Annotated in this window: 21 protein-coding genes; 3 read left to right on the top strand and 18 right to left on the bottom strand. The window is 64.1% G+C overall.

Translation table 11 applies throughout. The features are described 5' to 3' along the window. Window positions 1-44: 44 nt before the first annotated feature. From arcC to QNJ30_00710, 10 genes are all read right to left on the bottom strand, one after another. Window positions 45-983: a carbamate kinase gene (gene arcC / locus QNJ30_00755; protein MDJ0941966.1), complete on the bottom strand. Its 939-nt coding sequence runs from the start codon at window positions 981-983 to the stop codon at window positions 45-47. 3 nt (window positions 984-986) lie between these two features. Continuing rightward, the gene (gene argF, locus QNJ30_00750; protein MDJ0941965.1) at window positions 987-1988 is read right to left on the bottom strand and encodes an ornithine carbamoyltransferase; all 1002 of its coding nucleotides are present in this window, start codon (window positions 1986-1988) and stop codon (window positions 987-989) included. A gap of 269 nt (window positions 1989-2257) precedes the next feature. Then, window positions 2258-3490 carry an arginine deiminase gene (arcA, locus tag QNJ30_00745; protein MDJ0941964.1) on the bottom strand — a complete coding sequence of 411 codons (1233 nt, stop codon included), beginning with the start codon at window positions 3488-3490 and terminating at the stop codon, window positions 2258-2260. Next, window positions 3487-4884, bottom strand: a complete 1398-nt coding sequence (locus tag QNJ30_00740) for an amino acid permease (protein ID MDJ0941963.1) — start codon at window positions 4882-4884, stop codon at window positions 3487-3489. Before QNJ30_00740 ends, arcA begins: the two co-directional genes overlap by 4 nt. A gap of 10 nt (window positions 4885-4894) precedes the next feature. Beyond that, entirely contained in the window at window positions 4895-6295 is a 1401-nt protein-coding gene (locus QNJ30_00735) for a YfcC family protein (protein ID MDJ0941962.1), read from the bottom strand. A 137-nt stretch (window positions 6296-6432) separates the two neighbouring features. Continuing rightward, window positions 6433-7350, bottom strand: coding sequence for an amino acid ABC transporter substrate-binding protein (locus QNJ30_00730; protein MDJ0941961.1), 918 nt, complete (start codon window positions 7348-7350; stop codon window positions 6433-6435). Window positions 7351-7655: 305 nt separating this feature from the next. Then, window positions 7656-9071: an alanine-zipper protein gene (locus QNJ30_00725; protein MDJ0941960.1), complete on the bottom strand. Its 1416-nt coding sequence runs from the start codon at window positions 9069-9071 to the stop codon at window positions 7656-7658. An 807-nt stretch (window positions 9072-9878) separates the two neighbouring features. Then, window positions 9879-12587, bottom strand: a complete 2709-nt coding sequence (locus QNJ30_00720; protein ID MDJ0941959.1) for a M20/M25/M40 family metallo-hydrolase — start codon at window positions 12585-12587, stop codon at window positions 9879-9881. Window positions 12588-12854: 267 nt separating this feature from the next. Continuing rightward, window positions 12855-14492, bottom strand: coding sequence for an efflux transporter outer membrane subunit (locus QNJ30_00715; protein MDJ0941958.1), 1638 nt, complete (start codon window positions 14490-14492; stop codon window positions 12855-12857). Between the two features lie 365 nt (window positions 14493-14857). Beyond that, window positions 14858-15205, bottom strand: a complete 348-nt coding sequence (locus tag QNJ30_00710; protein MDJ0941957.1) for an EF-hand domain-containing protein — start codon at window positions 15203-15205, stop codon at window positions 14858-14860. Window positions 15206-15541: 336 nt separating this feature from the next. On the opposite strand from QNJ30_00710, the gene QNJ30_00705 reads away from it, so the two are divergent. Both QNJ30_00705 and QNJ30_00700 read left to right on the top strand, forming a co-directional pair. Beyond that, window positions 15542-16618, top strand: coding sequence for a helix-turn-helix transcriptional regulator (locus QNJ30_00705; GenBank protein ID MDJ0941956.1), 1077 nt, complete (start codon window positions 15542-15544; stop codon window positions 16616-16618). A 212-nt stretch (window positions 16619-16830) separates the two neighbouring features. Further along, window positions 16831-17925, top strand: coding sequence for a helix-turn-helix transcriptional regulator (locus tag QNJ30_00700; protein MDJ0941955.1), 1095 nt, complete (start codon window positions 16831-16833; stop codon window positions 17923-17925). 160 nt (window positions 17926-18085) lie between these two features. On the opposite strand, the gene QNJ30_00695 is transcribed toward QNJ30_00700, so the two are convergent. The 8 genes from QNJ30_00695 to QNJ30_00660 all read right to left on the bottom strand — a co-directional run bounded on the left by QNJ30_00695 (window position 18086) and on the right by QNJ30_00660 (window position 23871). Then, complete coding sequence (locus tag QNJ30_00695; GenBank protein ID MDJ0941954.1) at window positions 18086-18604, bottom strand: ABC-type transport auxiliary lipoprotein family protein; 519 nt, start codon at window positions 18602-18604, stop codon at window positions 18086-18088. Window positions 18605-18729: 125 nt separating this feature from the next. Further along, entirely contained in the window at window positions 18730-19674 is a 945-nt protein-coding gene (locus QNJ30_00690) for an MlaD family protein (protein ID MDJ0941953.1), read from the bottom strand. 41 nt (window positions 19675-19715) lie between these two features. Continuing rightward, on the bottom strand, window positions 19716-20432 hold the full coding sequence (locus QNJ30_00685; protein ID MDJ0941952.1) for an ATP-binding cassette domain-containing protein: 717 nt from the start codon (window positions 20430-20432) through the stop codon (window positions 19716-19718). 101 nt (window positions 20433-20533) lie between these two features. Then, window positions 20534-21682 carry an ABC transporter permease gene (locus QNJ30_00680; GenBank protein ID MDJ0941951.1) on the bottom strand — a complete coding sequence of 383 codons (1149 nt, stop codon included), beginning with the start codon at window positions 21680-21682 and terminating at the stop codon, window positions 20534-20536. A gap of 371 nt (window positions 21683-22053) precedes the next feature. Continuing rightward, a complete protein-coding gene (locus QNJ30_00675; protein ID MDJ0941950.1) occupies window positions 22054-22437 on the bottom strand; it encodes a glycine zipper domain-containing protein in 384 nt (127 codons plus the stop codon). 43 nt (window positions 22438-22480) lie between these two features. Next, window positions 22481-22879, bottom strand: coding sequence for a Rap1a/Tai family immunity protein (locus QNJ30_00670; protein ID MDJ0941949.1), 399 nt, complete (start codon window positions 22877-22879; stop codon window positions 22481-22483). A 102-nt stretch (window positions 22880-22981) separates the two neighbouring features. After that, window positions 22982-23389, bottom strand: a complete 408-nt coding sequence (locus tag QNJ30_00665) for a hypothetical protein (GenBank protein ID MDJ0941948.1) — start codon at window positions 23387-23389, stop codon at window positions 22982-22984. Between the two features lie 14 nt (window positions 23390-23403). After that, window positions 23404-23871 (bottom strand): glycine zipper domain-containing protein, encoded by a 468-nt coding sequence (locus tag QNJ30_00660; GenBank protein MDJ0941947.1) that lies wholly within the window; start codon window positions 23869-23871, stop codon window positions 23404-23406. Window positions 23872-24282: 411 nt separating this feature from the next. Between QNJ30_00660 and QNJ30_00655 the strand changes: the two genes are divergently transcribed. Further along, a complete protein-coding gene (locus tag QNJ30_00655; protein MDJ0941946.1) occupies window positions 24283-25305 on the top strand; it encodes a hypothetical protein in 1023 nt (340 codons plus the stop codon). The last annotated feature ends 67 nt before the right edge of the window (window positions 25306-25372 follow it).

Below are 25372 nucleotides of genomic sequence, written 5' to 3'. Positions count from 1 at the left end.
GTCAAGGCGTTCATGTTCTCGCCCGCCCGAAGCCCGGCCTGGCCTCAAGCCGAGCTATGGTATTCCACTCCCTCGGCGGACCCGCTGATTGTCGTGCCGGCCTTGCCCTCAAGTATATCAGGCAGGTCGGCAAGCGCACCGATGGCAGCCGCTTTGCCGGTTTGCTCGGCGAACTGACAGGCGGCTGCGACCTTGGGTCCCATGGATCCGGCCGCGAACTCGTAGTCCTGCATCGCGGCGGGCGACGCCAGCCTGATGCCTCGCGCCTCGGGCTTGCCCCAGTCGAGGTAGACCGCATCGGCATCGGTCGCCATGATGAAGAGGTCGGCGTCGAGGTCCCGCGCCAGCAACTCACTTGCGAGGTCCTTGTCGATCACCGCCTCGACGCCGTGCAGCTTGCGGTTCTCGTCGTAGACCGTCGGAATGCCGCCGCCGCCGGCGCAGATCACGATCGTGTTCTGCTCGAGCAGCCACTTGATGGGACGCAGCTCGAAAATCCGCTTTGGCAAGGGCGAGGGCACGACCCGGCGCCACTTGTCGCCATCCTGCCGGATCGACCAGTTCTTCTCCTCCGCGAGCCGGTGGGCTTCCAACTCCTCGTAGACCGGTCCGATGAACTTGGTCGGGTTCTTGAAGGCCGGGTCGTCGACATCGACCTCGATCATCGTCAGCATGGTCGCGAAGGGCACCTCGAAGGGCAGCAGGTTGCCCATCTCCTGCTCGATCATGTAGCCGATCATGCCCTCGGTCTGCGCCCCCAAGACGTCGAGCGGGTAGGCCTCGTCCGGCTTGTAGGCGGCCCCCTGGAGGGCGAGCAGCCCGACCTGGGGACCGTTGCCGTGGGAAATGACCAGCTGGTGCTCTTCGGCGATCGGCGCCATCGCCTGGGCGGCGACCCGAACGTTCTCGCGCTGGTTCTCCGCGGTCAGCGCCTGGCCGCGACGCAGCAAGGCATTGCCGCCCAGGGCGACGACGACACGCATGGCTCAGCTCCCGATCGTCGCGACGAGCACCGCCTTGATGGTGTGCATGCGGTTCTCGGCTTGCTCGAACTGGATCGCGGCCGGGGATTCGAAGACCTCGTCGGTGACCTCCATCTCGGCGATGCCGAACTTCTCATACATCTCCTCGCCGACCTTGGTCTCGCGGTTGTGGAAGGCCGGCAGGCAGTGCATGAACTTGGTGCTCGAGACCCCGGTTGCCGCCATCAGCTCGCTGGTCACCTGATAGGGCTTGAACAGCTTGATCCGCTCTTCCCAGAGCTCGGCGGACTCACCCATCGAGACCCAGATATCGGTGTGGATGAAGTCAGCGCCATTCACCGCCTCATGGGGATCGTCGGTGATCGTGAGGCGTGCGCCGTAAGTCTCGGCGAGCTCTCGCGCTCGCTCCACGTAGTCGTCGCTCGGCCACTTCTCTTTAGGGCCGGCAAGACGTACGTCCATGCCCATAATGCAGCCGACAAGCATTAGGGAGTGACCCATGTTGTTGCCCGCGTCTCCAACGAAGGCGTAGGAGATCTCGTGCAACGGCTTGTCGCTGTGCTCGCGCATGGTCAGGACGTCAGCGAGCATCTGGGTCGGGTGGAATTCGTCGGTCAAACCGTTGAAAACCGGTACTCCGGCGTACTTTCCAATCTCCTCGACGATCTCCTGGCCGAAGCCGCGGTATTCGATGGCGTCGTACAGACGACCCAGCACCCGCGCCGTGTCCTTCATGGATTCCTTGTGGCCCATCTGGGAGCCCGACGGGCCGAGATAGGTGACGCCGGCACCCTGGTCCATCGAGGCGACCTCAAAGGAGCACATCGTCCGGGTCGAGGTTTTTTCGAAGATCAGACAGATGTTCTTACCCTTCAGATGTTGCTGCTCCGTCCCAGCGTACTTGGCTCGCTTCAGATCCCGCGACAGATCCAGCAGGTAGCGCAGCTCGCGCTGGTTGAAGTCCACGATCTTGAGGAAATTGCGTCCCTTGAGATTGAATGCCATCTTTTTAGATCTCCATTCACCGGCCCTTTGGCCAACACCATTAACGCTACGACTTGCTTCGAGCCGCCGCTATCCGATTTAGGCAATTCGGCTCGACTACAGACAACTGATCCCGACTGCCCTGCCCGACCCGGACGCGCGATCCTCTGCGAAGTCCGGGCCGGTCGCCCGGCTTTGCATCCAACGCCCTGGCCTGCCAGGGGCTGCCCTCAAGCGGGTCATGGCACATCGGATTCACTCCGTCACTTCCCCCGCTGGTCAGGCCGGTCCTAATAGTCGACCGGATCGCGCTCGATCGGACAGGTCATGCAGTGACCGCCGCCGCGACCCCGCCCGAGCTCGTTGCCGGCGATGGTGACGACCTCGATCCCCGCCTTGCGCAGCAGGGTGTTGGTGTAGGTGTTGCGCTCGTAGGCCACCACCACGCCCGGCTCCAGGGCGACCACGTTGTTGCCGTCGTCCCACTGCTCGCGCTCGGCCTCATAGGGGTCGCCGCCGGTGTGGACGGCATGGAGCTTCTTGACCCCCAACGCCTCGGCGACCACTGTCGGGAAGGGCTTCTTCTCCTCGACGACCGAGATCTCTCCCTCCTTGTCGCCCGGCCGGATGGAGAAGGGCCGGATCGTGTTCACGACATCCGGGAACATGTTGACGACCTCTTCGCTGCAGAAGGTGAAGACGGTGTCCAGGTGCATCGCGGCCCTTTCCTTGGGCATTCCGGCGGCGATGACCAGCTCGGCCCCGCCCTTGGCGAAGAGGCTGCGCGCGACCTGGCCGACCGCCTGCGGGGTCGTGCGTTCGCCCATGCCGATCAGCACGATACCTTTGCCGATCGGCATGACGTCGCCGCCCTCGACGCGGGCCATGCCGTGGTCGTTCTCGACGTCGTCGCCCCACCAGAACTGGAAATCCGCGTCCTTGAACATCGGATGGAACTTGTAGATCGCCGCTGTGTTAAGTGTCTCCGCGCGACGCGCCGGCCAGAACATCGGGTGAAGCGTCACGCCGCCGTAGATCCAGGCCGAGGGATCGCGGGTGAAGAGCTGGTTCGGCAAGGGCGCCAGGACGAAATCCTGGGGATCGAGCATGGCGGCGAGCATACCTTTGGGCTCGAAAGGCAGCTCCGCCCGGTTGATACCGCCGATCAGGTGGACCGAAAGATCGTAGGCGTCCACCTCCATCGCGTGGGCGTAGAGCTCCCGCGCCATGCCGACTCCGACCGTATTCTCCGGCATCCTGAGGTTCAGCAGCCATTCGCGCGCTGCCGGATCCTTCATCGTTTCCTCGAGCAACTCGCGGAAGAGATAGACCTCGATGCCCCGGTGCCGCATCTCGTCGCAGAAGGCCAGGTGCTCCTGGCGCGCCTGCTTGACCCAGAGCACGTCGTCGAAGAGCAAGTCGTGGCAGTTGCTCGGCGTGAGGCGCGCGATCGCCAGGCCTGGGCGATGGACGATCACCTTCCTCAGCTTTCCGACTTCCGAATGGACTCCCAACGTCGTCATGTCGCTTCTCCTTGAATGACCTCTGTGCTCGTGTTCCCGGCGCGCAGGCGCCACTTCAACCAGACGTAGACCGGGACACCTGCCGTGATCAGCAGGAACCCGTAGAAGACGACCTCCTGGCCGGCCCCGTAGATCGCCCAGGCGGAGTAGAGGAACCCGGCGACCGCCAGGCCGACAACGGGTGCCAGGCCCTTGCGCACGATCGTCCGTCCCGTCGTGATGTAGATCATCAGCTCGGCCAGGGCGCAGAAGAGGTAGGGCACCAGGGTCGTCAAGGTCGCCAAGAGGATGATGAAGACGAACTGGTCGACCAGCCCCTTGGTGAAGTTCATCGCGATCAGGATGCTCGCCAGGGTGTTCGAGACGACCAGCGCGAAGACCGGCGTCCCGGCCTTCGACAGACGGGCGAAGCGCGGCGGGAAGAGCCTGTCGCGGGCGGCACCGAGCGGCACCTGGCCGGTGAGCAGGGTAAAGCCGTTGAGGGTCCCGAAGGTCGAGATGCAGGCCGCGACCGCGATGAAGGTGCCGCCCAGCGCGCCCCACATCGCCGTGGCCACGTCGGCCAGGGGGGCGGTCGAGCTCTTCAGCTCGGCACCCGGCACGAGCCCGAAGGCGACCACGGTGACGGCGATATAGACGACCGCTGCCAGGCCGGTGCCGATGATGGTCGCCCGCGGGATGGTGCGCTCCGGTTCCACGACGTCCCCAGCCGGCACGGTCGCGGACTCCAAGCCCAGGAAGGCCCAAAGGGTCAAAGCCGCGCAGGCGGCCACGGCGGCCGCGTTGCTCTCTTCGCTGACGTTGATCGGGGTGAAGAGGCCGGGGTCGATGAACACCAGGCCGATCAGCGCGACCAGCAACAAGGGCAGCAGCTTCAAGACCGTGGTGATGAGCTGCACCAAGCCCGCTTCGCTGATGCCGCGCGCATTCACCCAGGTGAGCAGCCAGATCGCTGCGAGGGCCGAGGCCAGGCCGGCCAACGGATTGTCGCCGATCGCCGGGACCAGGAATCCCAGGTAGCCCGAGAAGGCCACGGCCACCGCCGCGTTGCCGGCCCAGAGCGCGATCCAGTAACCCCAGGCGATGATAAAGCCTGCGAAATCGCCGAAACCCTCCCGCGAATAGGCGTAGGGGCCGCCGGTCTTGGGCACCAGGCGAGCAAGGCGCCCGAAGATCAGGGCCAGCACGATGGCCCCGGTCGAGGTCGCCAGCCAGCCGGCGATGGAGATCGGACCATAGGCCGCCAGGGCGGCCGGCAGCAGGAAGATGCCCGAGCCGATCATGTTGCCGACCACGAGGGCCGTGCACATCCAAAGCCCCAGTTTTCTGACCGGCAGGCTTTCGCTGTGACCGCCGTTCAGCGCCGTGCCGATCTGGGCATCCTCCCGCAGCATTCCCGCGCACCTAGTTCAGGATCGTCCCCACGCTGATCGCAGCCATGATGATGACGGTGAGGGCCACGAGCAGCGGGAACATGAAGCGTAGCCAGCGCTCGTAGGGCACCCGACCGAGGGCAAGACCGCCCATCACCACGGCAAAGGTCGGATTGATCAGGTTGACCAGGCCGCTTGCCGACTGATAGGCGGTCACCACGAGATCGCGCTGGACCCCGGCAAAATCGGACAAGGGCGCCATGATCGGCATGGTGAGCACGGCGAGGCCCGAGGACGAAGGCACGAAGAAGGACAGCAGCGCCTGGAGCCCGAACATCGCATTGATGAAGGCGATCTCCGGCAGCCCGGAGACCGCGCTCTCGGCCCAGAACAGGATGGTGTCGGTCATCTTGCCGGCATCCATCACGACCACGATGCCGCGCGCGATGCCGATGACCAGAGCCACGCCCAGAAGATCGCGGGCGCCGTCGACGAAAGTGTTGGTGAAGTCCTCCTCGCTCATGCGCGCGATGATCCCGACCAGGATCGACGCGACGATGAAGAGGCCGGACATCTCGGCCATCCACCAGCCGCCGGCGGAAACGCCCCAGATCATCACACCGAAGCTGCCGGCGAAGATCACGAGGATGATCTTGCGCGTGAAGGTCAGCTCCATGTTATCCGCCTCATCGCGCCCCTTGAGGAAATGGGCCTCGTTGTCGGCGCGCCGGTCGGCGACGATGGAGACCTCGGGATCCTTGCGGACTCGCTCCGCGTAGCGCATCACGTAAATCACGCAGGCGAGCCAGCAGAGGATCAAAACGACGAAGCGCAGGACGATCCCGTCGGTGAAGGGCACGCCCGCGGCATTGGCCGCGATGACCGTGGCGAAGGGATTGATGGTCGATCCCAGGGTCCCGACGCCGGCGCCCAGCATGATGATCGCGACACCGGTCACGGCGTCGTAGCGCGCGGCAATCATGACCGGAATGATCAGGGTGTAGAAGGCCAGCGATTCCTCGGCCATGCCGTAGATCGTGCCACCGGCCGCGAAGAGCGCCATGAGGATCGGGATCATCCACTTTTCCCGGCCCGCGAGGCTGCGCATAGCGCCGCCGATCCCGGCATCGATCGCGCCGGTCTTGGTCACGATGCCCAGGAAACCGCCGATGACCAGCACGAAGAGCGCGACATCGATCGCCGCCGCCTCGTAGCTGCCGGGATCGTAGAAGCCGGCGATGGGCGCCAGCACCACGTCGACGAAGCCCTGCGGGTTCGGCTCGACCTCCTTGTAGGTGCCGGGCACCGGCACCTCCTTGCCGAGGGCCTCGTTCATCTCGCGGTCGTACTCTCCGGCCGGGACGAACCAGGTCGCGATGGCGACCGCGATGATGAGACCGAAGAGAATGGTGTATGCGCTCGGAAACTTCATGGTGTCACGCTTCCCCTGCGTTTTCTCGCCTTAGCCTTTTCCAACGCGCCGTCACGGAGTTCGAGCGCCACCGCCGCAGAGCTTGCCTCCGGGTCCGGGCGCCGGCCCTTCGTGGTGGGACAGATCGGCACCTGGGGTCACTCCGGAAGGGCATTCATCTGATAGAGGGCCAGGACCAGCCGCCCCGGAGATCCGAAGTATCGGGCGTAAATCGGCGTGATCGCGAGCGTCCGGTAAAGCCGGCTGAGGCTGCGGTCGACCAGCAGGCGGAAGTCCTCGTCCCCCTTCGCCAGGGCCAGACCGTAGGGCTCGTGGCTGTAGAGCCGCTCGCCGACCACGAGCTCGCTCATTCGGTCGCTGGCCAAGGCCATGCCCAGAAGGATCGCCCGATCGGCGAAGTAGGCGTCGAGCTCGCCGTCGAGGACTTGGCGAAGGCCTTCGTCGTGGCTGTCGACGGTTGCGATCTCCGCGTTGGAGGCGAGCGTCTTGATGCTCTTGCGCAGCCACGCTTCGGCCGTGGTGTCGGCGCGCACGCCGAACTTCCGGTCTTCGAAGGCCTGCATCAGGACGACGCGCGGCGGCAGCGCCGGTCTGCGCTGCGCCAGGCTTTCGCGCAGGAAGGCCGGTGCATCGGCGCGCAGCAGCGGGCTGATCCCGGTCTGAAAGGTCGGGATCGAGAAGGAGACGATCTCCCGCCGCGCCAGGGTGACCGTGCTGGCACCGCAGAGGATGTCGATCCGTCCCTCCGCGACGGCCCGAAAGCGCTCTTCCGTCGAGACCGGCCGATAGTCGATCGAGAGCTCGGGCAGCTTGAGCTTGATCGCCACGTCGGCCGCGACTTCCCGGCAGAGCTCGATCGCGTAGCCGCTCGGCTCGCCCGTCTCACCCTTGAAAGAGAAAGGCCGTGCGTCCTCGCGGTAGCCGACCTTGAGCACGCCGGTTTCAGCGATCCGTTCCAAGGTCTGCGCGGAGGCCGGCGAGGCCGCCGATATCAGAATCGCCGCGATGGCGACCAGCGCACGAAGACCCCAGGGTCGTCCATGTGAATGCGCCATTGCTCTCTGTCCCTGTTGCGCTTGCGTCGGCCAGGCTGACCTCGGCTTCCAGTAAGGTCTTCGCTGGCCCTATTGGCCTGACTCCGCGTCGGAGGCATCCTCTTCAGGCGCCTCCGCTGCTTCGTCGGAGGCTCTCGTTGCGGGGGGCGTCCGATTAAGCCGATAGATCACGAACTCGCCCTCCTCGCCGCTCATGATCCCCGGGCCCGGAGGAATCTCCCGGCGGTTGCGCGGTTCCGAGCCGGGCTTCATCGTCACGCCGCAGGCGGTCGCCAGAAGGCACACAAGGATAATTGCGGCGCGCATCAGAACTTGACCCGCCCACCGATCGTGCCGGCGATGATGTTGTCGGGGTTTTGCTCGTCTTCGCGTTCGTAGTTGAAGATGCGATACTGGGCGTAGAGTTCCGTCGCCCAGGCGTCGATGAGCTGAACGACGCCGATGCCGTAGGACTGATTCTCGTCAGAGTCGGCCTGTCTATTCTTGCCGTAGGTGTAGTCGATTCCGAACCCGGTGTCGCCGAAATCGAAGAAGCTGGTGTCCCAACTCAGCTTTGCATAGATGTTGTGCGGATTGTCCCGCTGGTCCCTCTCATCCATGCCCCCGGAAACGGTGAGGCCGAGACCGGTCGGCTCGTGGATCGCCGAGAAGGAACCCGCCAGGCGCCAGTCCGTCTTGTTTATGCTCGGATCCCGGATCGAAATGGCGCCCAGGGTCAGGAAGTCGCCGATTTGCACACCGCTCCAGTCGCCGTAGTCGTAGCCCCACTTGAGCGCGATGTCGTAGCGCTGGTCGTCGCCGGCCGAGGCCGCGATCTGAAGGCCCGGCCCGATGACCGGTGAATCGATTCCGACGCGGTTCTGCCGGTCGCCGTCGAAGTTGAAGAAGACGTCGTCGACCCGGATACCGGTCAGTTCGTTGCTTTCGGTGAACTCAATGGCACCGAAGAGATCGGCAACACCCGAGTAGGTATTCACCGCACCGACCAGCGAGAGGTCGTACTCCGCCGTGTCGTCGGCCGCCGCCTGGCCTTTGCCGAATTGCAGCATGCCGTAGGTGTCATTGCGGACCCAGCCTTCTGCTTTCCGCACGTCGAGGAAGTCGTCGGAGGTCTCGTTTTGCTGGCTGACGTCGCCGGAGTTGTTGGGACTGATGCCGAATTCGATCCTCGAGCCCAGATTGGTGCCGTCGATCGTCGTTCCCTCACCGACCCAGCGGACGCGCGAATTCGAGACGTCGTTGTCGACGAAGTACGCTCTGGTTTCCTCGCCATCGTCGGTGAAGTTGACGGCCCGGTTGATCTGGCCCGAAACCGTCACCTTGATCTTGTCGTCGCCCGATGTGACGACGTTGCTTGGCAGCTGGCCAGCGCTCGTCTGCTCCGCCGTGTCTATGGCCTTAGCGGCGACCGTTTGGGCCTCGGTCGCGGTTGTCTGGGCCTCGGCCGCGGTGGATTGCGCCTGGGTCGCGATGTTCTGTGTTTCCGTCGAGGCCCGCTCCAACTGATCGACCCGAGACTTGAGCGTCTCAATGGTCTGCGCCTGCGAACCGAGCTGCTGAGACTGCTGCTTGAGCTGGTCGGATTGCTCCTTGACGAGCTCCTGCAGTTGCCTGAGCAGCTCCGCATCTACGGCTACCGTCTGAGCCCCAACCGGTACCGAGAGGAAAGCCTGTACGGAGATCGCGATAACAAATGCGATTGACCACGTTCTGATCAGCATCTTCCGCTCCCACCCTGATCCCTCGGATCAGCGGAATGACTGGCATCTAGCGCCCGGGACCCGTTTCTTGAGACCCACTTCCGTCGTCGTCGATTGATGCCATCCTTGCCGCGTTTCCGTTACCTTGCGCTCAATGCGCCGCCAAACATGACCGTCGGCGCCCTGCGGTCAGCGAATAGCCCCGGCGCAACAGTAGGAAACAGAGGCATCGGAAACCTGCCATTGCGCGCCAGCCCTGCCGACGGCCCTCCCCTTCAACATTCACCCCGCTGGTTCACTCGCGGATTGTGGCTGTCATCACGACCCTAGGCCCGCCGTCGATACCGCGCTATCCGATTCACGCAACAATTGAACACAGACGGCTGCTGTCTCCGTGAAAGGACGACATCGTCCGAGCGTCAAGTCGCATCGGCAGGCCGCGAGCACGCTAGGATCCTTGCGGGCGAGCCTTGAACCAATGCTTTGAACTCAATTGACTTTTGCGCACACAAGCGGCGTCTTGCCGGGTTCGAGAGGGTTCGACAGAAACCCGACGGAGCGGATCGAAGTCTCACCACCGCGAGGAGTTGGGACCGGACGCAAGTGTTATACTTTGGTTACGAAAGCGTCTTGGTCTCTTCGGCACGCGACGGCGGATCGCGAGCCGGCGGGCACAGACCGAGCCGCTGTCGCTCACCGCCTCGTCGCCGCGCCTTGCCAGTTGACGCCGCGGCAATGCAGCCCTCCGACCCGCGATCGCTCCGAAACCTCGAGGCCGACCGGAGCCCGGAGATGCGCGGGCCGCCCGCACCACGACGGCCCGTGAAGCTACGGTGTTTCGCGCAGCAAGTCTCCGAATTCCTCCCGCAGCTCTTCAAGGCGCGCGACCGCCTCGGGCGGGATCCGCTTGATCAGCACCGAGTCGTTGACGTCGCGCCGTTTCAGCGCCTCGATCAGGAGATCGATGCTCTCGTTGTTGTTGCCCAGGTCTTCAACCAAGGCCTTGAGCCGAACGCGCAGGCCCCGCCGCAAGATGCGCTCCCGCACATCGCTGCTGCGGGCAGACACCACCTCGGCGCTCGGCGGCACGCTGGCGACAAGAGGCAGTTCCGGCGCGCGCAGGAACGCGAGCAACACCTCCATGATCTCGGTCGATTGTCGCTGGATCCGGCTTGGGAAGGTCTCGTTCAGGAAACCGTACTCGTCCCGGTCGGTATGCCAGATGGCCCCGGCGGCGTCGCCGCAATCGTCGGTATCGCCCCCGCTCGCGATGCAGTTTTCGAACTCCTCCAAGAGCTCCGCCGACTGCTGGTAGCCGTCGAAGTCGCCGATATCCCAGTTGGTGGCTTCGATGTAGCCGATCTCCTTGCCCTGGGCCTGGAATGGGAAGTGATCGGACCAGTCACCGGTCGTGCCTTCGGGCAGGAAGACGCAGTAGTCGGCCGCGCTGACGTCGGTGCCCTCCTCGTCGGAGGTGTCGATCAGCTCGTCGCTGTCGAAGTCGTCGACTGTCAGGGGCTCGCCCTCTTCTGCGGCCTTCGTATCGTAGGTCTCGCCGGTCACGCAAGCCGTGTCCTGCGGGACGGTCCCGTTGCCGCCGTACCAATAGGCCACGGAGATGAAGTTGCCCGGGTTCTCTTGCCATTGGTAGCGCTTCGCCTCGGCAATGCTCAGAAGGGCTTCCCGGATCCAGCCCTCGTTGCCCTCCGACGCGCCGTGGACATAGTTGAAATCGCCGCCCCAGGGCGTGTCGAGGTTCAGCATTCCCTCGACATCGTCGATATCGCCGAGCGGCTCGCCTGCAACTCCCGTGCTCGCGCCATCCATGGCGTCGACATAAGCCTCCGAGCCGATCTTGCCGAGCTCCTCGGCGCCGAAGAAGATGAACCGGACGGTGACCGGCACGGCTTCGTCCTGCAGGACATCGGCCAGGGCCAGGTTGGTGCCGGTGCCGGCGCAGTTGTCGGTGTAGCCGTTGCCGTCGTTCTGAGGCACCGAGTCGTAGTGCGATCCGATCACGAATTCCTTGCCGCTTTCCGTGGGGCTCTGTCCCGGCTTGACCGCGAAGACGTTGAACGAGGTCTCGCCGCCGCTGTAGTCGGCGTCCTCGGGGATCTCGAAGGGCTGGATGTCGGCGTCGTAGCCCATCTCCAGCAACCGCTCGAGGATGTAGTCCCGCATCGCCAGCTCGCCGGAGGTGCCGGCGACCTTCTTGCCGATGACCTCGGCGCAGATCGAGGCCTCACGCCGGGCCAGGGCGCCGGGCGAAAGCTCGGCGGGCGGCTGGGGATCGCGCAGGAAGCGGTAGACCAGCGCAACAGCTTCCCGGTTCTGGCGCTGGACCCGACCGGGAAAGGTCTTCTTCAGGAACTTGAAGATGTCCCGGTCGGTATGCCAGATCGCGCCGTCGCCGGTTTCGTTCAGCAGCTTCTCCGACTGCTCGTAGCCGTCCAGATCGCCGATGTCCCAGTTGGTCGCCTCGATAAAGCCGATCTCGACGCCCTTTTCCTCGAAGGGGAAATGATCCCCCCAGTCACCGGTCGTACCCCGGGGATACAGCACCTTGCCGTCGGCATAGTCGATCGGATAGCCCGGATTGATGCGAAGGTCGATCCTCGCCTCCGCCGCGATTTCCAGCAGGCGCTCCCTGACCCAGCCGTCCGAACCCTCTGACGCGCCATGGGCATAGAGGAAGTCGCCGCCGACGACGGTATCGAGGTTCAGCATCGCAACGGTATCGTTCACCTGCTGAGGGGTGAACGTCGATGTGTAGGCCGTTGAGCCCTTCTTGCCGCCGGTGCCGGCCAGGCCGCTGTCGACGCAGTAGTCGATGTAGCTCGGACAGCTTTCCTCGGCACCAAAGAAGACGAAGACGGTGGTGAACGGCAGATCTTGCTTGGCCAGTACCTGCGCGACACCGAGCCCGACGCCCGCACCGGCGCCGTTGTCCGAGTAGCCGGTGCCATCGTTCTGCGGCACCGAGTCCAAATGAGCGCCCAAAACGAGAACACGTTCGGGGTCGACGCTGCCTTTCTTCTCAGCGATGACATTGTAGGAAATCACTTGGTCCCGTCTGGGCCCGTATCGTTTCTTCTCGGGACCGATCAGCTCGCCCGTCGCCGCGTCAAACCGCTGCAGCCGTGGGTTATAGCCGGCTAGGCGCAACTGAAACGCGATGTACTTCGCCGTTCGTCTTTCCTTCGAGGTTCCCTTGACCCGCTTTTCATCTCCGATCACGCGCGTATGAAAGCTCGACAAGACGGCTGCCAGGTCTTCTCCGGATAGGCCCGCGTAAGGGTCATGCTTTGAACCAGCCACGGTCGTGAAGGCGAAAGACACGGTGAAGACAGCCACCAGGAGTGCGCCCGCAAAGCTTCGCGAAGTTCCTTTACGTCTTTGATTCATAACCGCTTTCTCCTGTCTCTTGGATGGCAAGAGCGGGCGGCGCGGCCTCGGACCTCGAAAGTCGGCATCTTTGGATTCAGCCGGCGGCCGCGTCCCAAACGAACGGACGCTGCGTGACAGAGAGCCGCCCATACCGCGTGACACCACTTACAGCGCCCGAGGCGACCTGCCTCACCTCCAATCGCTCGCCATGCGGGCGAAGTCGAAGATGAGAAAGCCTAGCGGCAGGCGCAGACGGGTGCTATCCGATTAATGCAACCCATGGCTGTAACAGAACTTTAATGCTGGAGGGCCGCATTTCCGCCACTGCAGCCTGTCGACGGAGCCGGATTGCGCTTCTTCGAGTTGACCGGGAGGCGTGACGCGGTGGTCTCGAGGGGTCACGCGGCCGCCGCCCCTTTAGAAGTCCGGCCTTCTGAAGTATGTGTCGGATTCGGCGGCTGCGGTGCCGCTGTCGGGGGCGTCGCCGAGATCGTCCGGCGGCAGGATCCCGCCCCAGTCGGTGCGGGTGCGCATGACCTCGATCGTCTCCGGCGGCACGAAGTCGTTCGGCCCGCGGGTCTGCCAGCCGCCGCCCAGGCCGCGGTAGCTCAGGATCAGGTTCTGGGCGATCGCCGACTGGGAGACCGCGAGCTCGTCCTGGCGCTCGACCAGGTCCTGCTGGGTGTCCAGGACCCGGGTGTAGTCGACCACGCCGTTGCGGTACTGGAGCAAGGCCAGCTCCACCGAGCGCTTCGAGGCCGTGACGCTGGTGGTCAGGAAGTCGGCCTGCTCGCGCGAGCGCAGGAAGCCGACCAGGCCGTCCTCGACCTCCCGGTAGGCTTCCAGGACGGTGTTCTGGTAGTCGGCGATCAGGACCTGCAGGCGGGCGTCCTGGACCCGGACGTTGTTGGTCAGGCGGCCATAGTTCAGGAAGGGCCAGGAGACCGTCGGGCCGATGAAGCCGGTGAAGCTGTCGGTCTTGAAGAGATCGGTGAGGCTGGCGTTGTTCGAGCGGCGGTCGGTGCTGCCGGCGGTCTGCAGGCCGACGAAGCCGCCCAGGCTGAAGGCCGGGAAGAGCTGAGCGCGCGCGACGCCGATCTGCGCGCTCTGGGCCGCGGTGTCCAGCTCGGCGCGGCGAACGTCCGGCCGGCGCCGCAGCAGCTCCGCCGGGATCCCGACCGCGACCTCCCCGGGCGCCGTCGGGATCAAGGTCAGCTCGGTTTCCTCCGGTGCGTCCAGCTCCTCTTCCGGATCCTCGCCGAAGATCTCCAGGAGCTCCGACGGCGGGATCCCGAGCAGCACCGCGATGGCGTTGCGCGCCTGGCGCCGCTGGATCTGGAAGAAGGGGATCGAGGACTGGGTCTCCGCCAGCAGCGCCCGCGCCTGCTGAACGTCCAGCTCGCTCACCGCGCCGGCGCGGAAGCGCGAGGACGCGATCTCCAGGCTGCGCCGCTGGATGACCACGTTCGAGCGCGCCAGGCGGATGCGCTCCTCGGCCTCGCGGACCACGACGTAGTTCCGCGCCACCTCGGCGGTCAGGATCACCAGGAAGTCGTCGTAGTCGGCGACGCTCGCTCCCAGGCTGGCGCTCGAGGACTCGATCGCGCGCGCGAACTTGCCCCAGAAGTCGATCTCCCAGGTGCTGTCGATGCCCATGGTGAGGTTCTGGTAGGTGCGGTCGTTCCCCCTGGTGTTCGGTGCGTTGTTGGCCTCCTTGTTGTAGGAGTAGTCGGCGACCGCGTCCTGGACCTGCGGGTACTGCTGGCCGACCGTGATGCCCAGCTGGGCGCGCGCCTCGATCACCCGCAGGCCGGCGGACTGCAGGGTCAGGTTCTGCCTGGTCGCGGTCTCCACCAGCTCGGTCAGGACCGGATCCTCGAAGACCTGCCACCAGGTGCTGAAGTCCGCGGGCTCGGCCTTGACCCCCGCCTCGGCGTCCTCGAGCCAGTCGTCCTGAAGCGGCGCCTCCGGCGGCTCGAAATCCGGGCCGACCTTCACGCAGGCACACAAGGAGAACAACGAAACAAAGATGATCGCCAGGACCTTTGCCGACACCGGACTACTCCCCCTTCTGTCCGTCCAGGGGTGCCTCGAATCTGAGATCCTCCCCCGAAACTCGCGTGGACCGATTCTCGCGATACCCCCCAAAAGGTTCACGCCGTCATTCGGCCTTCTCGCCAAGCCAGCTGTCTCGCAACGGTCGAAAATTTAGCGCGCGCCTCGAACCGGGGCTATCCGATTCGCGCAAAAACGCCGTCTCGCCAGGCAGCGGCGCTCCACCTCCGCATTCGAGACTCCTCTCGATCCGCCTTCCGCGCCCTACCATCCCTAGCGCAATCCGCCGGATCAAAGCGGACGCACGCGCGGCACAAGACCGGGCGCAGCTGCTAGGTGACCGTCTCCAGGGCCTGAGGTTGAGTCTATCCCTCAATACGGACTCTGAAGGCCTGGAACTCCTCGAGGCTGATGACGTTGTCGCCGTTGGTGTCGATCGTTTCGAACTCGGTCAGCTTGCCCTGATTGAACTCAAACCCGGAGATCCGGCCATCCTTGTCCTCGTCCAGCGCGGCGAAGACCGAATCGCTCAGTGAATCGAACTCCTCACGCGAGATATAGGAGTCCAGGTTCTTATCGCGGACGAAGAAAACGTTCATCTTGCGGTTTCTCAGCTCTGCGCGGTTGAGCTTGCCGTCCCTGTTCTCGTCCATTCGCTCGAAGACGCCCTCGGGCGTTAGGTCGGCCGAGGGATGGCCGACGAGCTTGGCCATCGACCCCTCCATCGGTTCCGCCGACGCGGGTACAGCCAGCAGGACCAGACCCGCCAAAGCGAGACGACCCGACTTTCGAAAGTGCATTGCCGCCGCTCCCTTCCTCTACGCTCAGCGAACCCACGCCGCAGAGCCTAGCCTGCGCTGCTTCCGATCACAATGCGAAGGGCCTCCGAAGCGGGTCGCGGCGCTCGCCTGACCTAAAATGGTAATTCCTTGCGACCACCGGGTGCCTGCCCCGACTGACACTGCGAACGCAAGGAATTTGATCCGGCGCCGACATATCCCCGTAACAAAAATGACTTCGGATGACGAAGTGCTTGGGGGGAATCCGGTTTGAGCCGAATCGCACCTTTCGGGAAAGGTCTCGGGCCCAAGATTTCGCGGCGGCAACTCAAAACCATCGACGAAGCTCGGGAGCAGGCGATGGTGGAAGGCTGGGATGTCCGATTCCTTCCCCTCCCCAGCCGTGGCTTCGTCGGTGACTACGCTCGCCTAGATCTACCCGCTCTTTTTCTGGTGCGGAAGAACTACCGCGGTTATTCGCTGCACATCTCAGGCAGAGCACCAGGAGACCTCGCCACCGTGATCCTTCCGGTCAAGACCGGTCGGTCGTTTCAGTTCCAGGGGCGAAAGGTCAGCGACGCGGATCTGATCCTCGTCGACCGCCAAGAAGACATCGACCTGGCCATCGATGGCGGCATCCATGCGATCGTTGCCTATTTGCCAGAGGAAACCCGTCTTACAGTCCTTCGCGGTTCCGAACCGGGGGCGGAATACCTCTCGAAGCCGATACGGATCGTGGGCGGTCCGGAGGTCGCGCTCTTGAAAACAATGCTGGGCGCGTTGTTCGGACCGGATCCGGAGGCTCAGATACCGGACCTGCGCAGCCCGGGCCTCTCAGGGCGCCTCAAAGACCTGTTGGTGGCCGCTGTCTATGGCCAGGACCAGGACTTGCCCCCCTGGCAGCCCGGAAGCATCGAGCGTAAAGCACGTCATGCCCGCTGTGCCCGCGACATCATCGAGGAAAAGCGGCACGAGCCGCTGACGCTCACCGACCTCGGCATTCAGGTCGGGGTCAGTGTCAGGACGTTGCAGTACGCCTTTCAGGACCACTTCGGCATCTCGCCGGGACGCTACCATCTGCTTCGCCGGCTGGCTGGCGCCCATACCGAGCTCAAGCAAGCGGATCCGGCAGAGGTCTCGGTGACGCAAGTCGCCACGCATTGGGGCTTTTTTCATCTCGGGCGGTTCTCCAGAGCTTACGGAAGCCATTTCGGTGAGTTGCCCTCTAGGACGCTGAGCCGCCGCGAGACGCGGCTGTTCCAAGGGCAGCGGACACCGGCGACCAGGCGGGCGCCCCGCAGACCGCCGGTCCCGGACCCGGAAACGCCCCGGAAAGCGTCTTCATAGAGGTGGCCGACAGGTTGGCGGTGCCGTGAACCTCGGACGCTCCGGTTCTTCAGACCGCATCGCGTGGGTGATGTTGCGGCGGCAGCTTTTCGCTGGACCGATGCTTGTGAAGCATCGCATTGTCGTGAACAGGCACACTGTCGTGAAATGGCACACCGCAGTGATATGTATGTGTTCTGATTGAGGCTATCGATGATCTAGGGGGGCTTCGCGTGGACATCACCGACCTGGCAGGTGACAAGGTTCCTAAAATCCACAGTCAGACCATCGCAGACGTTGAGGAGGCACAGGACTACGCCGAGGCCGAGGGATGGGATCTTCGCTACATACAGCTCTCCCCCGGCAGCTATACCGCCAGATACCAAAGTCTCGCGCTTCCCGGGCTTTATCTTTCGCTAAAAACCCATCGCTGCCCTGCGCTTCATGGCCTGGGCACGCGTCCAAGGCAGCTCGTCCCGATCATCCTGCCGGTCAAAATCGGACGGTCGTTGCGCTGCCAGGGACGGGCCTTCACCGAAGCCGAAGCGATTGTATTTCACGGCCGTACCGAGCAAGACGTCCTCATACAGCAGGAGACCCAGCTGGCCGGGGTCTACATGACGGAGGCGGCCTATCTCGCCGTCTGGCGCGCCGCCTTCGGCCCGGATGCCGAGATGCCGGGCGCCCGGGGTCAGGACTGCATAATCGACGGGCCCGCGACAGCGGCGCTTAAAGAACATGTCGCAAGGATCTTCATGAAAGGGGCTGTCTCGACGGACCGCCATCGTCTCGGGACCGACGTCCGGACGATCTCGGTTGACATCGGCAATCTGCTGGTTATGGCCCTTTCGAGCGTCGACTGGGACAAACGACAGCGCCTTGCCGGGAATTCCCGGCAGGTGCGCCTCCACGCGCGACGCGCCCGCGAAATCATGGAGGCGAAGCGGCACGAGCCCCTGGGACTCACCGAGCTCAGCGCCGAGGTCGGGATCAGCGTCAGGACGCTGCAATATGCCTTTCAGAACTACTTCGGCATCTCGCCCACGAGGTATCACATGCTGCGGCGCCTGACGGGTGCCCACGCCGATCTGAGACGATCCGAGCCCTCGGAGGCCTCGGTGACGGACATCGCCTTCCGCTGGGGCTTCTTTCATCTCGGACGCTTCTCGATGGCCTACGGCAAGCACTTCGGCGAAGTGCCGTCCAAGACGCTGGCCCAGAGGCAGCCACGGCTCTTCCGGACGCAGCGTTCGCCCGCCGCGCGGAAGCCGGTGCACCGTGTCGCAGCGCCGCCGGTGTCATCAACCAGCGCGGGCGGTCGAGCCTAGAGCACGATGACATGAGGTCGAATCGACCTCATGTCTGAGCCGTACTCTCAATCGTTAAGGGAAAGCGGGATTCAGTTTTGAAGCCGGTTCAGCTTCAAATCACCCCGCTTTAGATCGAACTTTCGGCCGAGCGCGGACAGGCTGGCGTTCCCGGCCCGCGCTAGGCGCGCGCGCCGGTTTGGAGCGTCCACTCCACCGTCTGCTCCATCACGTCCCTCAGGCTCTCGTCGAAGGCCGCGATAATGTTGTCGAGAGAGCGCGGCGAGACTGTGGAGGTGGACTCGAAGGAAAAGGTGGCCAGGGGCGAGCGCTGCGGGCGCTTGATGAGGGTCGTCTCAAGCTGGACCCGCACCTCGCCGGCGTTCTTGTCGGTCTGCTCGAAGAAGAACTCGACGAGTCTGGTTTCGAGCTCGAAGTCCGGCCGGATCCGCGCCCGACGGTCGCCGACCGTCAGGATCTTGTTCGAGTTCTGAAAGGACTCGACCAGCAGTTCCATGACCATCTCCGGCGCCCGGCTCGCCCACTCAGCGGTCGCGAGATATGCGATCTGTTTCTTCTCGCCGATGTAGGCGACCTTCGCGGAGTTGAGCGAGAGCGTCGCCTGCGGTTCGTTGACCAGCAAGGTCCAGGCCACCGAAGGCATGTTCGGCGGGAAGTCCTCGGCCGCCGTCAGCCTCACGCGGCGGGGCGCCTTGCGCCCGCCCGGAAGGCTGCAAGCAACCAGCGCCAGCGCCGGAACCGAGAGCAAGAGACCGCCAAAAAAGCGCCTTGTAATCGGAGTCTGACCTTGCTTGCGCCAGTCCATCATTGCACCTCCACCTCTGCGGGCCTGCCCAGGAAGAAGCGCGCGGGGTCGCGCTCCATCTCTTCCATTACCCGTCGAAACTGCTCGATCGCACCCTGGGCGTCGACCGCCAGGTTGGTCAGCTCGTAGAGCCCGGTCGTGGTGAAGTCCTTCATGCCCTTGCGATTTTCCTCGACCAGCGCCGTGCTGCGCTCGGCTAGGGCACCATAGCGCTCCAGAGTCCCGTTCGCGGTATCGAGAAGTCTCTGTATCTTCGGATCGGTGTTCTTGACGTTCAGCACCACCTCCTGCGCATCCTCCACCAGCCGGTTCAGGGAGTCTATGCCCTGCTCAAGTTCGGTCGTCGTCTTGGTCAGGTTGTCCAGAATGGTTCCGACCCTCGACCGGTTGTCATCGGAGAGTATGTCATTCACACGGTCCAGCAGTATGTTCGCCCGCCTCATCACCTCGCTGACATCGCTCTCGATCTGCTCGAACACCGATGGCACGGTGGGAATCTGGTCATAGGGAAGAGTCGTCTCTACGAACTCGACCTCCGTTTCCGGCAGAAACTGCATCTGGATCGACTGCTGGCCCGTCACCAGGCTCTGTGTGGCGAGCTGCGCGCGAAGCCCGTCGTCGATGAGTTCGTCGAGACGATCCTCTTCGACTTCGGCAATGCCGCGGATTCTCGATTGCTGGATTTCCATCAGGACCGGGAAGGTAAACTCTAGAGTTTCCGGATCGACTTCGACCCATAGGTCCGTGACCGTGCCGATCAGGACCCCACGCATCTCCACCGGGGCGCCAACGCGAAGGCCCATGAGCGAGCCAGAAAAGAAAGAGACCACCGTGTCCCGTGTCTCGAAGAACCTTCCGGTGCCGAAGACGGCAACAGCGGCGACGGCAAGAGCGACGGCGCCGAGCACGAACCCCCCAACGGTTCTAGGATTGGCCTTGGCCATGGCGTCTCAGTCCTCCCCCTCCGTTGCGCGGTCCGTGAACGTCATTCTTCCTCTCCGCGGTTCAGGAACGCACGCACACGCGGATCTTCGCTATGGTCGCGCAGCCACTTCGGATCCCCAGTCGCGATCTGGGTCTTGCTGTCCGGGTCGAGAACCACCGAGTTGTTGCCGATGGTGAAGATGCTGGCGAGCTCGTGGGTGACGACGATGATCGTCGTGCCGAGACTGTCCCGGAGTTCGAGAATCAGGTCGTCGAGGCGCCGGGAGCTGATCGGATCGAGCCCGGCCGAAGGCTCGTCGAAGAACAGGATCTGCGGATCAAGCGCCAAAGCGCGAGCCACACCAGCGCGGCGCTGCATCCCGCCGGAGATCTCGGAGGGATAGAAATCCTCGAAACCCGCCAGGCCGACCAGGGCGAGCTTGAGCTTGGCGACCTCGAAGGAGTCTTTCTCCGAGAGGTCGGTGTACTCGCCCAGGGGCAGGCAGATGTTCTCGGCCAGGGTCATGGAGCTCCACAGGCCGCCGCTCTGAAAGACGACTCCGGTCTCCTGCATCAGGGTCTGGCGCGCCTGTTCCTCTATCTCCCACAGGCTCTCGCCTTCGAACCAGACGCGACCCTTGGCCGGCGGCTGCATCGCGATGAGGGCGCGCATCACCGTGCTCTTGCCGCAGCCGCTGCCACCCATGATGATGAAGATGTCGCCGCGTTTGACCGTGAAGTTGAGGTCCTTCTGCACCACGAAGGTGCCGTAGGCCATGGTCACGTCCTCGATCACGATGGGCGCATCCGCACCGGCCTGCGGCCCGACGGCCGGTGGGCTGACCCTGCTTGGCTCGGGGACCTGCTGTTCGGCCATCGCTAGATCCCCAGGATCTGGTACATGATCGTCAGGATCGCTTCGGCGATGATGATCAAGACGATCGACATGACCACGGCCGAGGTGGCGGCCTCGCCCACGGCAGCCGCGCTCTTCTTGGACTGCATGCCGCGCAGGCAGCCCGAGATGGCGATGATGATCCCATAGACGGTGGCCTTGACGAGGCCGCTGGCCCAATCGATCAGGCCGACGGACTGCACGGTTTGCACGTAGTACTGCAGCATCGACACCTCGGTGAGGGCCACGGTGACCAGCGAGCCGCCCAGCATACCGATGATGTTGGCGTAGATCGTCAGCAGGGGAACCGCGAAGATCAGCGCCAGCATGCGCGGCAGGACGATGAACTCGATCGGCGGGATGCCGATGGTCCGGAAGGCGGCGATCTCGTCGTTGACCTGCATGGTGCCAAGCTGGGCGGCGAAGGCGGCGCCGGTCCGCCCGGACATGATGATCGCCGTCATCATGCCGCCCATTTCACGGACCATGGCGACGGCCACAAGATTGGCCACGAAGATGTCGGCGCCGAACTGCTCGAGCTGGACCAGACCGACGAAGCCCAAGATCATGCCGACGAGAAATGAAATGAGGGTCACGATCGGCAGGGCGTCGGGCCCGCACTGCTGAACCAGATGTAACGCGTCGGACATGCGGAAGCGCGCGCGGCCACGGATCGCGCGACCCAAGGCGATGAAGCTCTCGCCCAAGAAATCAAGCATTTCGCCGGCGCTCTTGAGGGAGTCTATGACATCGCGACCAATCACGGTCAGGAAGTCGCTGCGGCTCTCCGCCCGCTTGGAATCCTCGCGCTCCGGAACGGCCAGGGCGAGGTCGACGAGGCGCTTGGCGCCCTCGGGAAGATCGCTCGCATCGAAGGCGATGTTCAAGGTCTGGCAGCGCTTCTTCAGCTCGACCAGGAAGCAAATCAGAGCGCTGTCCCACTCCGTCAGCGCAGAGGAATCGATCCTAATCTGCTTGGGGATCGATGTGAGCTCGCGCCGCGCGAAGAGGCTCTCCATCGAACTGATTCCCCTGGCCAACCGCCAGGGCCCCTTCAGCTTGAGGACCAAGGCCTCCCGCGTCGGTTCGAGCTCAAGCTCACCGCCTTTCGTCGCTGTTGTCTCAGCGGTCATTTTCGCTCCCCCATAGGACGCTTGGAACTACGACAGCTCCCGCCCCCGCACACGGCGCCGGGCGCAGACCCGGCCCCGATCGAACCTAGCAACCCCTTGACTCAGATACCCTCCTTCACCGTGACACTCAGGTCACTACCATACATCACCCCGCAAGCCTGGCCATCTTGCGACGAAGGCCACCCGGGTGTGCGGCGGGGCTCGAACCTCTCGCTCGGGGCGCGGCCGGCGCCCGGCGGAAGGTTCACAGGCTCGACTTCCGAAGGCCTTGGGCCGCGAATCCCTCGCGTGGGCAATGCCCACCCTCCCCCAGGCGGTGCAGAGATCGGCTCGCTTCCTCGTCGGGGCCGCAATCCCGGTGCCGAGGACAGCTACTGCTGCTGCTGTTGCTGCTGGCGCAACTCCTCATTCTCGCGCTTGAGCTGCTCGTTCTCGCTCTCGGCGTCCTTGCGCTTCTGGCTCTGGTCGTAGATGTAGCCGCCGGCACCGCCGAGGACCGCGCCTGCCGCCGCCCCGATCGCTGCGCCGGTTCCGGGCTTGCCGGCGATTGCGCCGAACAAGGCGCCGCCTGCCGCGCCTGCCGCCGCCCCGATGCCGACGCCCTTGCCGGTACGCTCCTCGGTCTCCCGCTTCGAGGGATCCGAGGAACAACCAGCGAGAATGAGTGCGCAGGCCACGAGAAACGGAATCGCGATGCGCCGCAGCAGGCCGCCGTCCGGGTGGCTAGTACCGGTTATTGCCATGGTCTTCGTCATAGTTCCCTTACTCCCAAATTCAAAGGCGATCCACGAAAGCCCTCTACCCGCAGGGCCACTTGGCAACCGCGGCACGGAACAGGACATCCATCGCCGGCTCCTCGAGAAACTGCGGATTGGCTTGGGTGTAGGCCGTGAAGATCTTCACCACCTGGTCGTGAGTGACTTCCGTCGGTGGGCACACCATGGGATCGAATTCCGGTCCATTGGCCAGCGCCCTATGGAAATGGCCGCCGCCCGAGATATAGCCGTAGCAGAACCCTATGGCCGTCTGGAAATCGGGATGGGCGGATTCGAGCGTGCAGATCTCCACCAGCTCCTTGGCGGTGTCGAGCTGGAAATCATCGACCGAAAGGGTCTTGATCTTATTGCTGCCCTGCGCCAGAGCGCCGGTCGCAGCAAGGGCCAAGGCCGTGGCGAGAGCCAATGCCGTCTTTCTCATGCTTCTAGCCTCCTTTTCGTCTCCCTGGACTTGCTCGGAGCATCGCTGCTCCTGAAACACTGCAGGTCTTCCATCACCGACCGAGCCCGGCCTTCACCTCCATCACAGGCGGGTGCAGGCGCCGAAGACAACGAAGGCGACCTCATCCCCGACGGCGGATAAGGACATCTTGCCGGTCGCGCGCGCAATCGTGAGGCTCCATCCGAGGCCGCCCTGCGTCCCCTGCAGGATCAGCTCGTTCTCGAGCTCGTCGATGCTCCTGATTTCCGACGTGCGCTCCTCGCCATCGGGTCGCTCCGCCTTCACCACCTTCTCGGCAAAGTGGATGCGGAAGAACTGAGGAATGTTGAGTGCCTCCGTGGTCGCGGCCTGACAGGCCTCGCCCGGTGCGCAGGAAAGACTGTCGACGGAGGCGCAGATCACGGGATTCGACCTGTCGAAGCCCTCCGACCGAGCAGCGTGTGAAGCCAGCAGGAGCGCGGCCAGGACAAGCGTACCGAAGAGTCGCATATGCGGATCCTTTCCTAGCTCACGCCGTAGCCGCGGCCCTGCATGCAAGCGCTGACGGCCCGGTTGTAGGAGGAGCGGCCGGCGGCCTGCTGCTGGTTGTACTGCCGCTGCGCCTGCTCCTGCTGCCTGCGCTGATCCTGCCTGCGAAATCCGCCGATCAGGGCGCCGCCTGCGGCCCCGGCCGCGGCGCCCCGGCCGGCATTGCCCGTGATGGCACCGACCACCGCGCCGGCCGCTGCGCCGCGGGCACCGCCGCGGAGCAGACCGCCCTGCGTGGCTTCCTGCGGCGGCGGCGCCGGCTGCGCCATGGGATTGAAGCCGGATTGCTGGACCGCCCAGGCATGGCATTCCCCGAAGTCCTGGTTCTGCTGCTGCTGGCTTTGTCCCTGACTGGGATAGAAATAGAGCTCCTGGGCCGCCGCCGGCCGCGCGACCGCGAGCGCCGCTGACGCCCCGACAGCCAGAGCCAATCCACGCATCATCCTGATCCTCCACTTCGCAGCTGACTGGTACGATCCATCGTAGCCGATATCCCGGGCTGTCACAGGTCCGACATTCCAAGGCGCAGATTCGGAACCCTCTCTATCCGGCCCTTCGGCCAACAACCGCACCCGCGCGCTGGCGACGTAGCGGGGACACAAGGCCTGAGCTGCCGTGTCGCGGTAGAAGACCCTCAATTTAGTCGCAATTGGCAGAACCGGACTATCCACTTCGCGCATATGATGCGGGCATTGCCAGAAAGTTCGGCCGCAGGGGGGCTCTCGCAAAGCCCGCCGGCGCCGGGGCGTGACAGAGGTCTGCGCCGGTCTCATTGGATGTGTTGGTGTCGGCCTGTCTTGAGGGTTAGGGTACTGCCGGACGGCGGACGCAATCGGCCGACATCGGGAGAGATCATGCTGAAAACCTGTGCAAGCGCGCTGCTCTTCTTGACGGTCACCCTCGGCGCGGCGGCGGCGCAGGACACCAAGCCGCCGAGCGTCGACGAGGTGATGTCGCGCCTCGGCTACAGCGAGAAGGACCGCCAGGCCCTCAAGTCCGGCAAGATCGTCACGACGGACGTCAAGCGGACGCGGGACGATCAGCTGATCGCGGCTGCGGCCGTGTTTCTTCCGGTGCCGGTGAAGACGCTGACGGACGACACGCGAAAGGGAAGAGGCTTCGATCAAGACCAAGGCATTCTCGCCTATGGTGCGCTGAGCCCTGCCACCGAACCTGCGGAATGGCAGGCGATTGGCTTCGCGCCGTCGGAGGGCGCCGAGGCCAGGAAGCTTCTCGGCTATCGGGGCGGCAAGGACTTCAATCTCAGTGCCGAGGAGATCGAGACGCTGAGAACCAAACTGAGAGACCTGGACGCCGACTCCCAGGACATGGTCGAGACGGTCTCTGCCGCATATCGTGAGATCCTTGTCGGGCGCTTCGAGGCTTACCAGAAGGGCGGTCTGGGCGGGATCGCGCCTTACCGTAGCGGCAACGCGACTCTCGAGCCGGCGAAGGAACTGAAAGACATATCGGAGCAGGCAAGGAATTTCCTCGAGAGCTACTTTCCCGACTTCGCGGCCGATTTCTTCGGGTTCCCCGAGACCAAGAATGCCGAGATCACCCACAACTTCTTCTGGCTGAAACGCAACGTGGAAGGCCGGCCCGCCCTGACACTCATGCACGACATGGTCGCGGGCAACGAGGACTACACGCTCCTGACCAGCCGCGAGTATTTCGTCGGCCACACCTATCAGTCGTTGCAGGTCATCGCGGTGGCGCTCCCGGTCGAGGGCGGCAGCGCGGTCTTCTTCGTCAACAGCGCCTTCACAGACCAGATCACGGGCTTCTTCAGCGGGGTCGCGCAATCGGTCGGCCAGAAGCGCATGAAGAGCGATCTGACGGAGTTCTTTCGGGCGATCAAGGAGGAGAGGCAGTAGCGGGCTCGAGTGATCTTCCTGAGGCCGCGCAACCTGTCATCGAAGGTCAATCTAATGGGGAGAAGCA

Source organism: Kiloniellales bacterium, from assembly GCA_030066685.1.
In the GTDB taxonomy this organism is placed as follows: Bacteria; Pseudomonadota; Alphaproteobacteria; order Kiloniellales; family JAKSBE01; genus JAKSBE01.
This window is presented reverse-complemented; position numbering and strand designations above follow the sequence as displayed.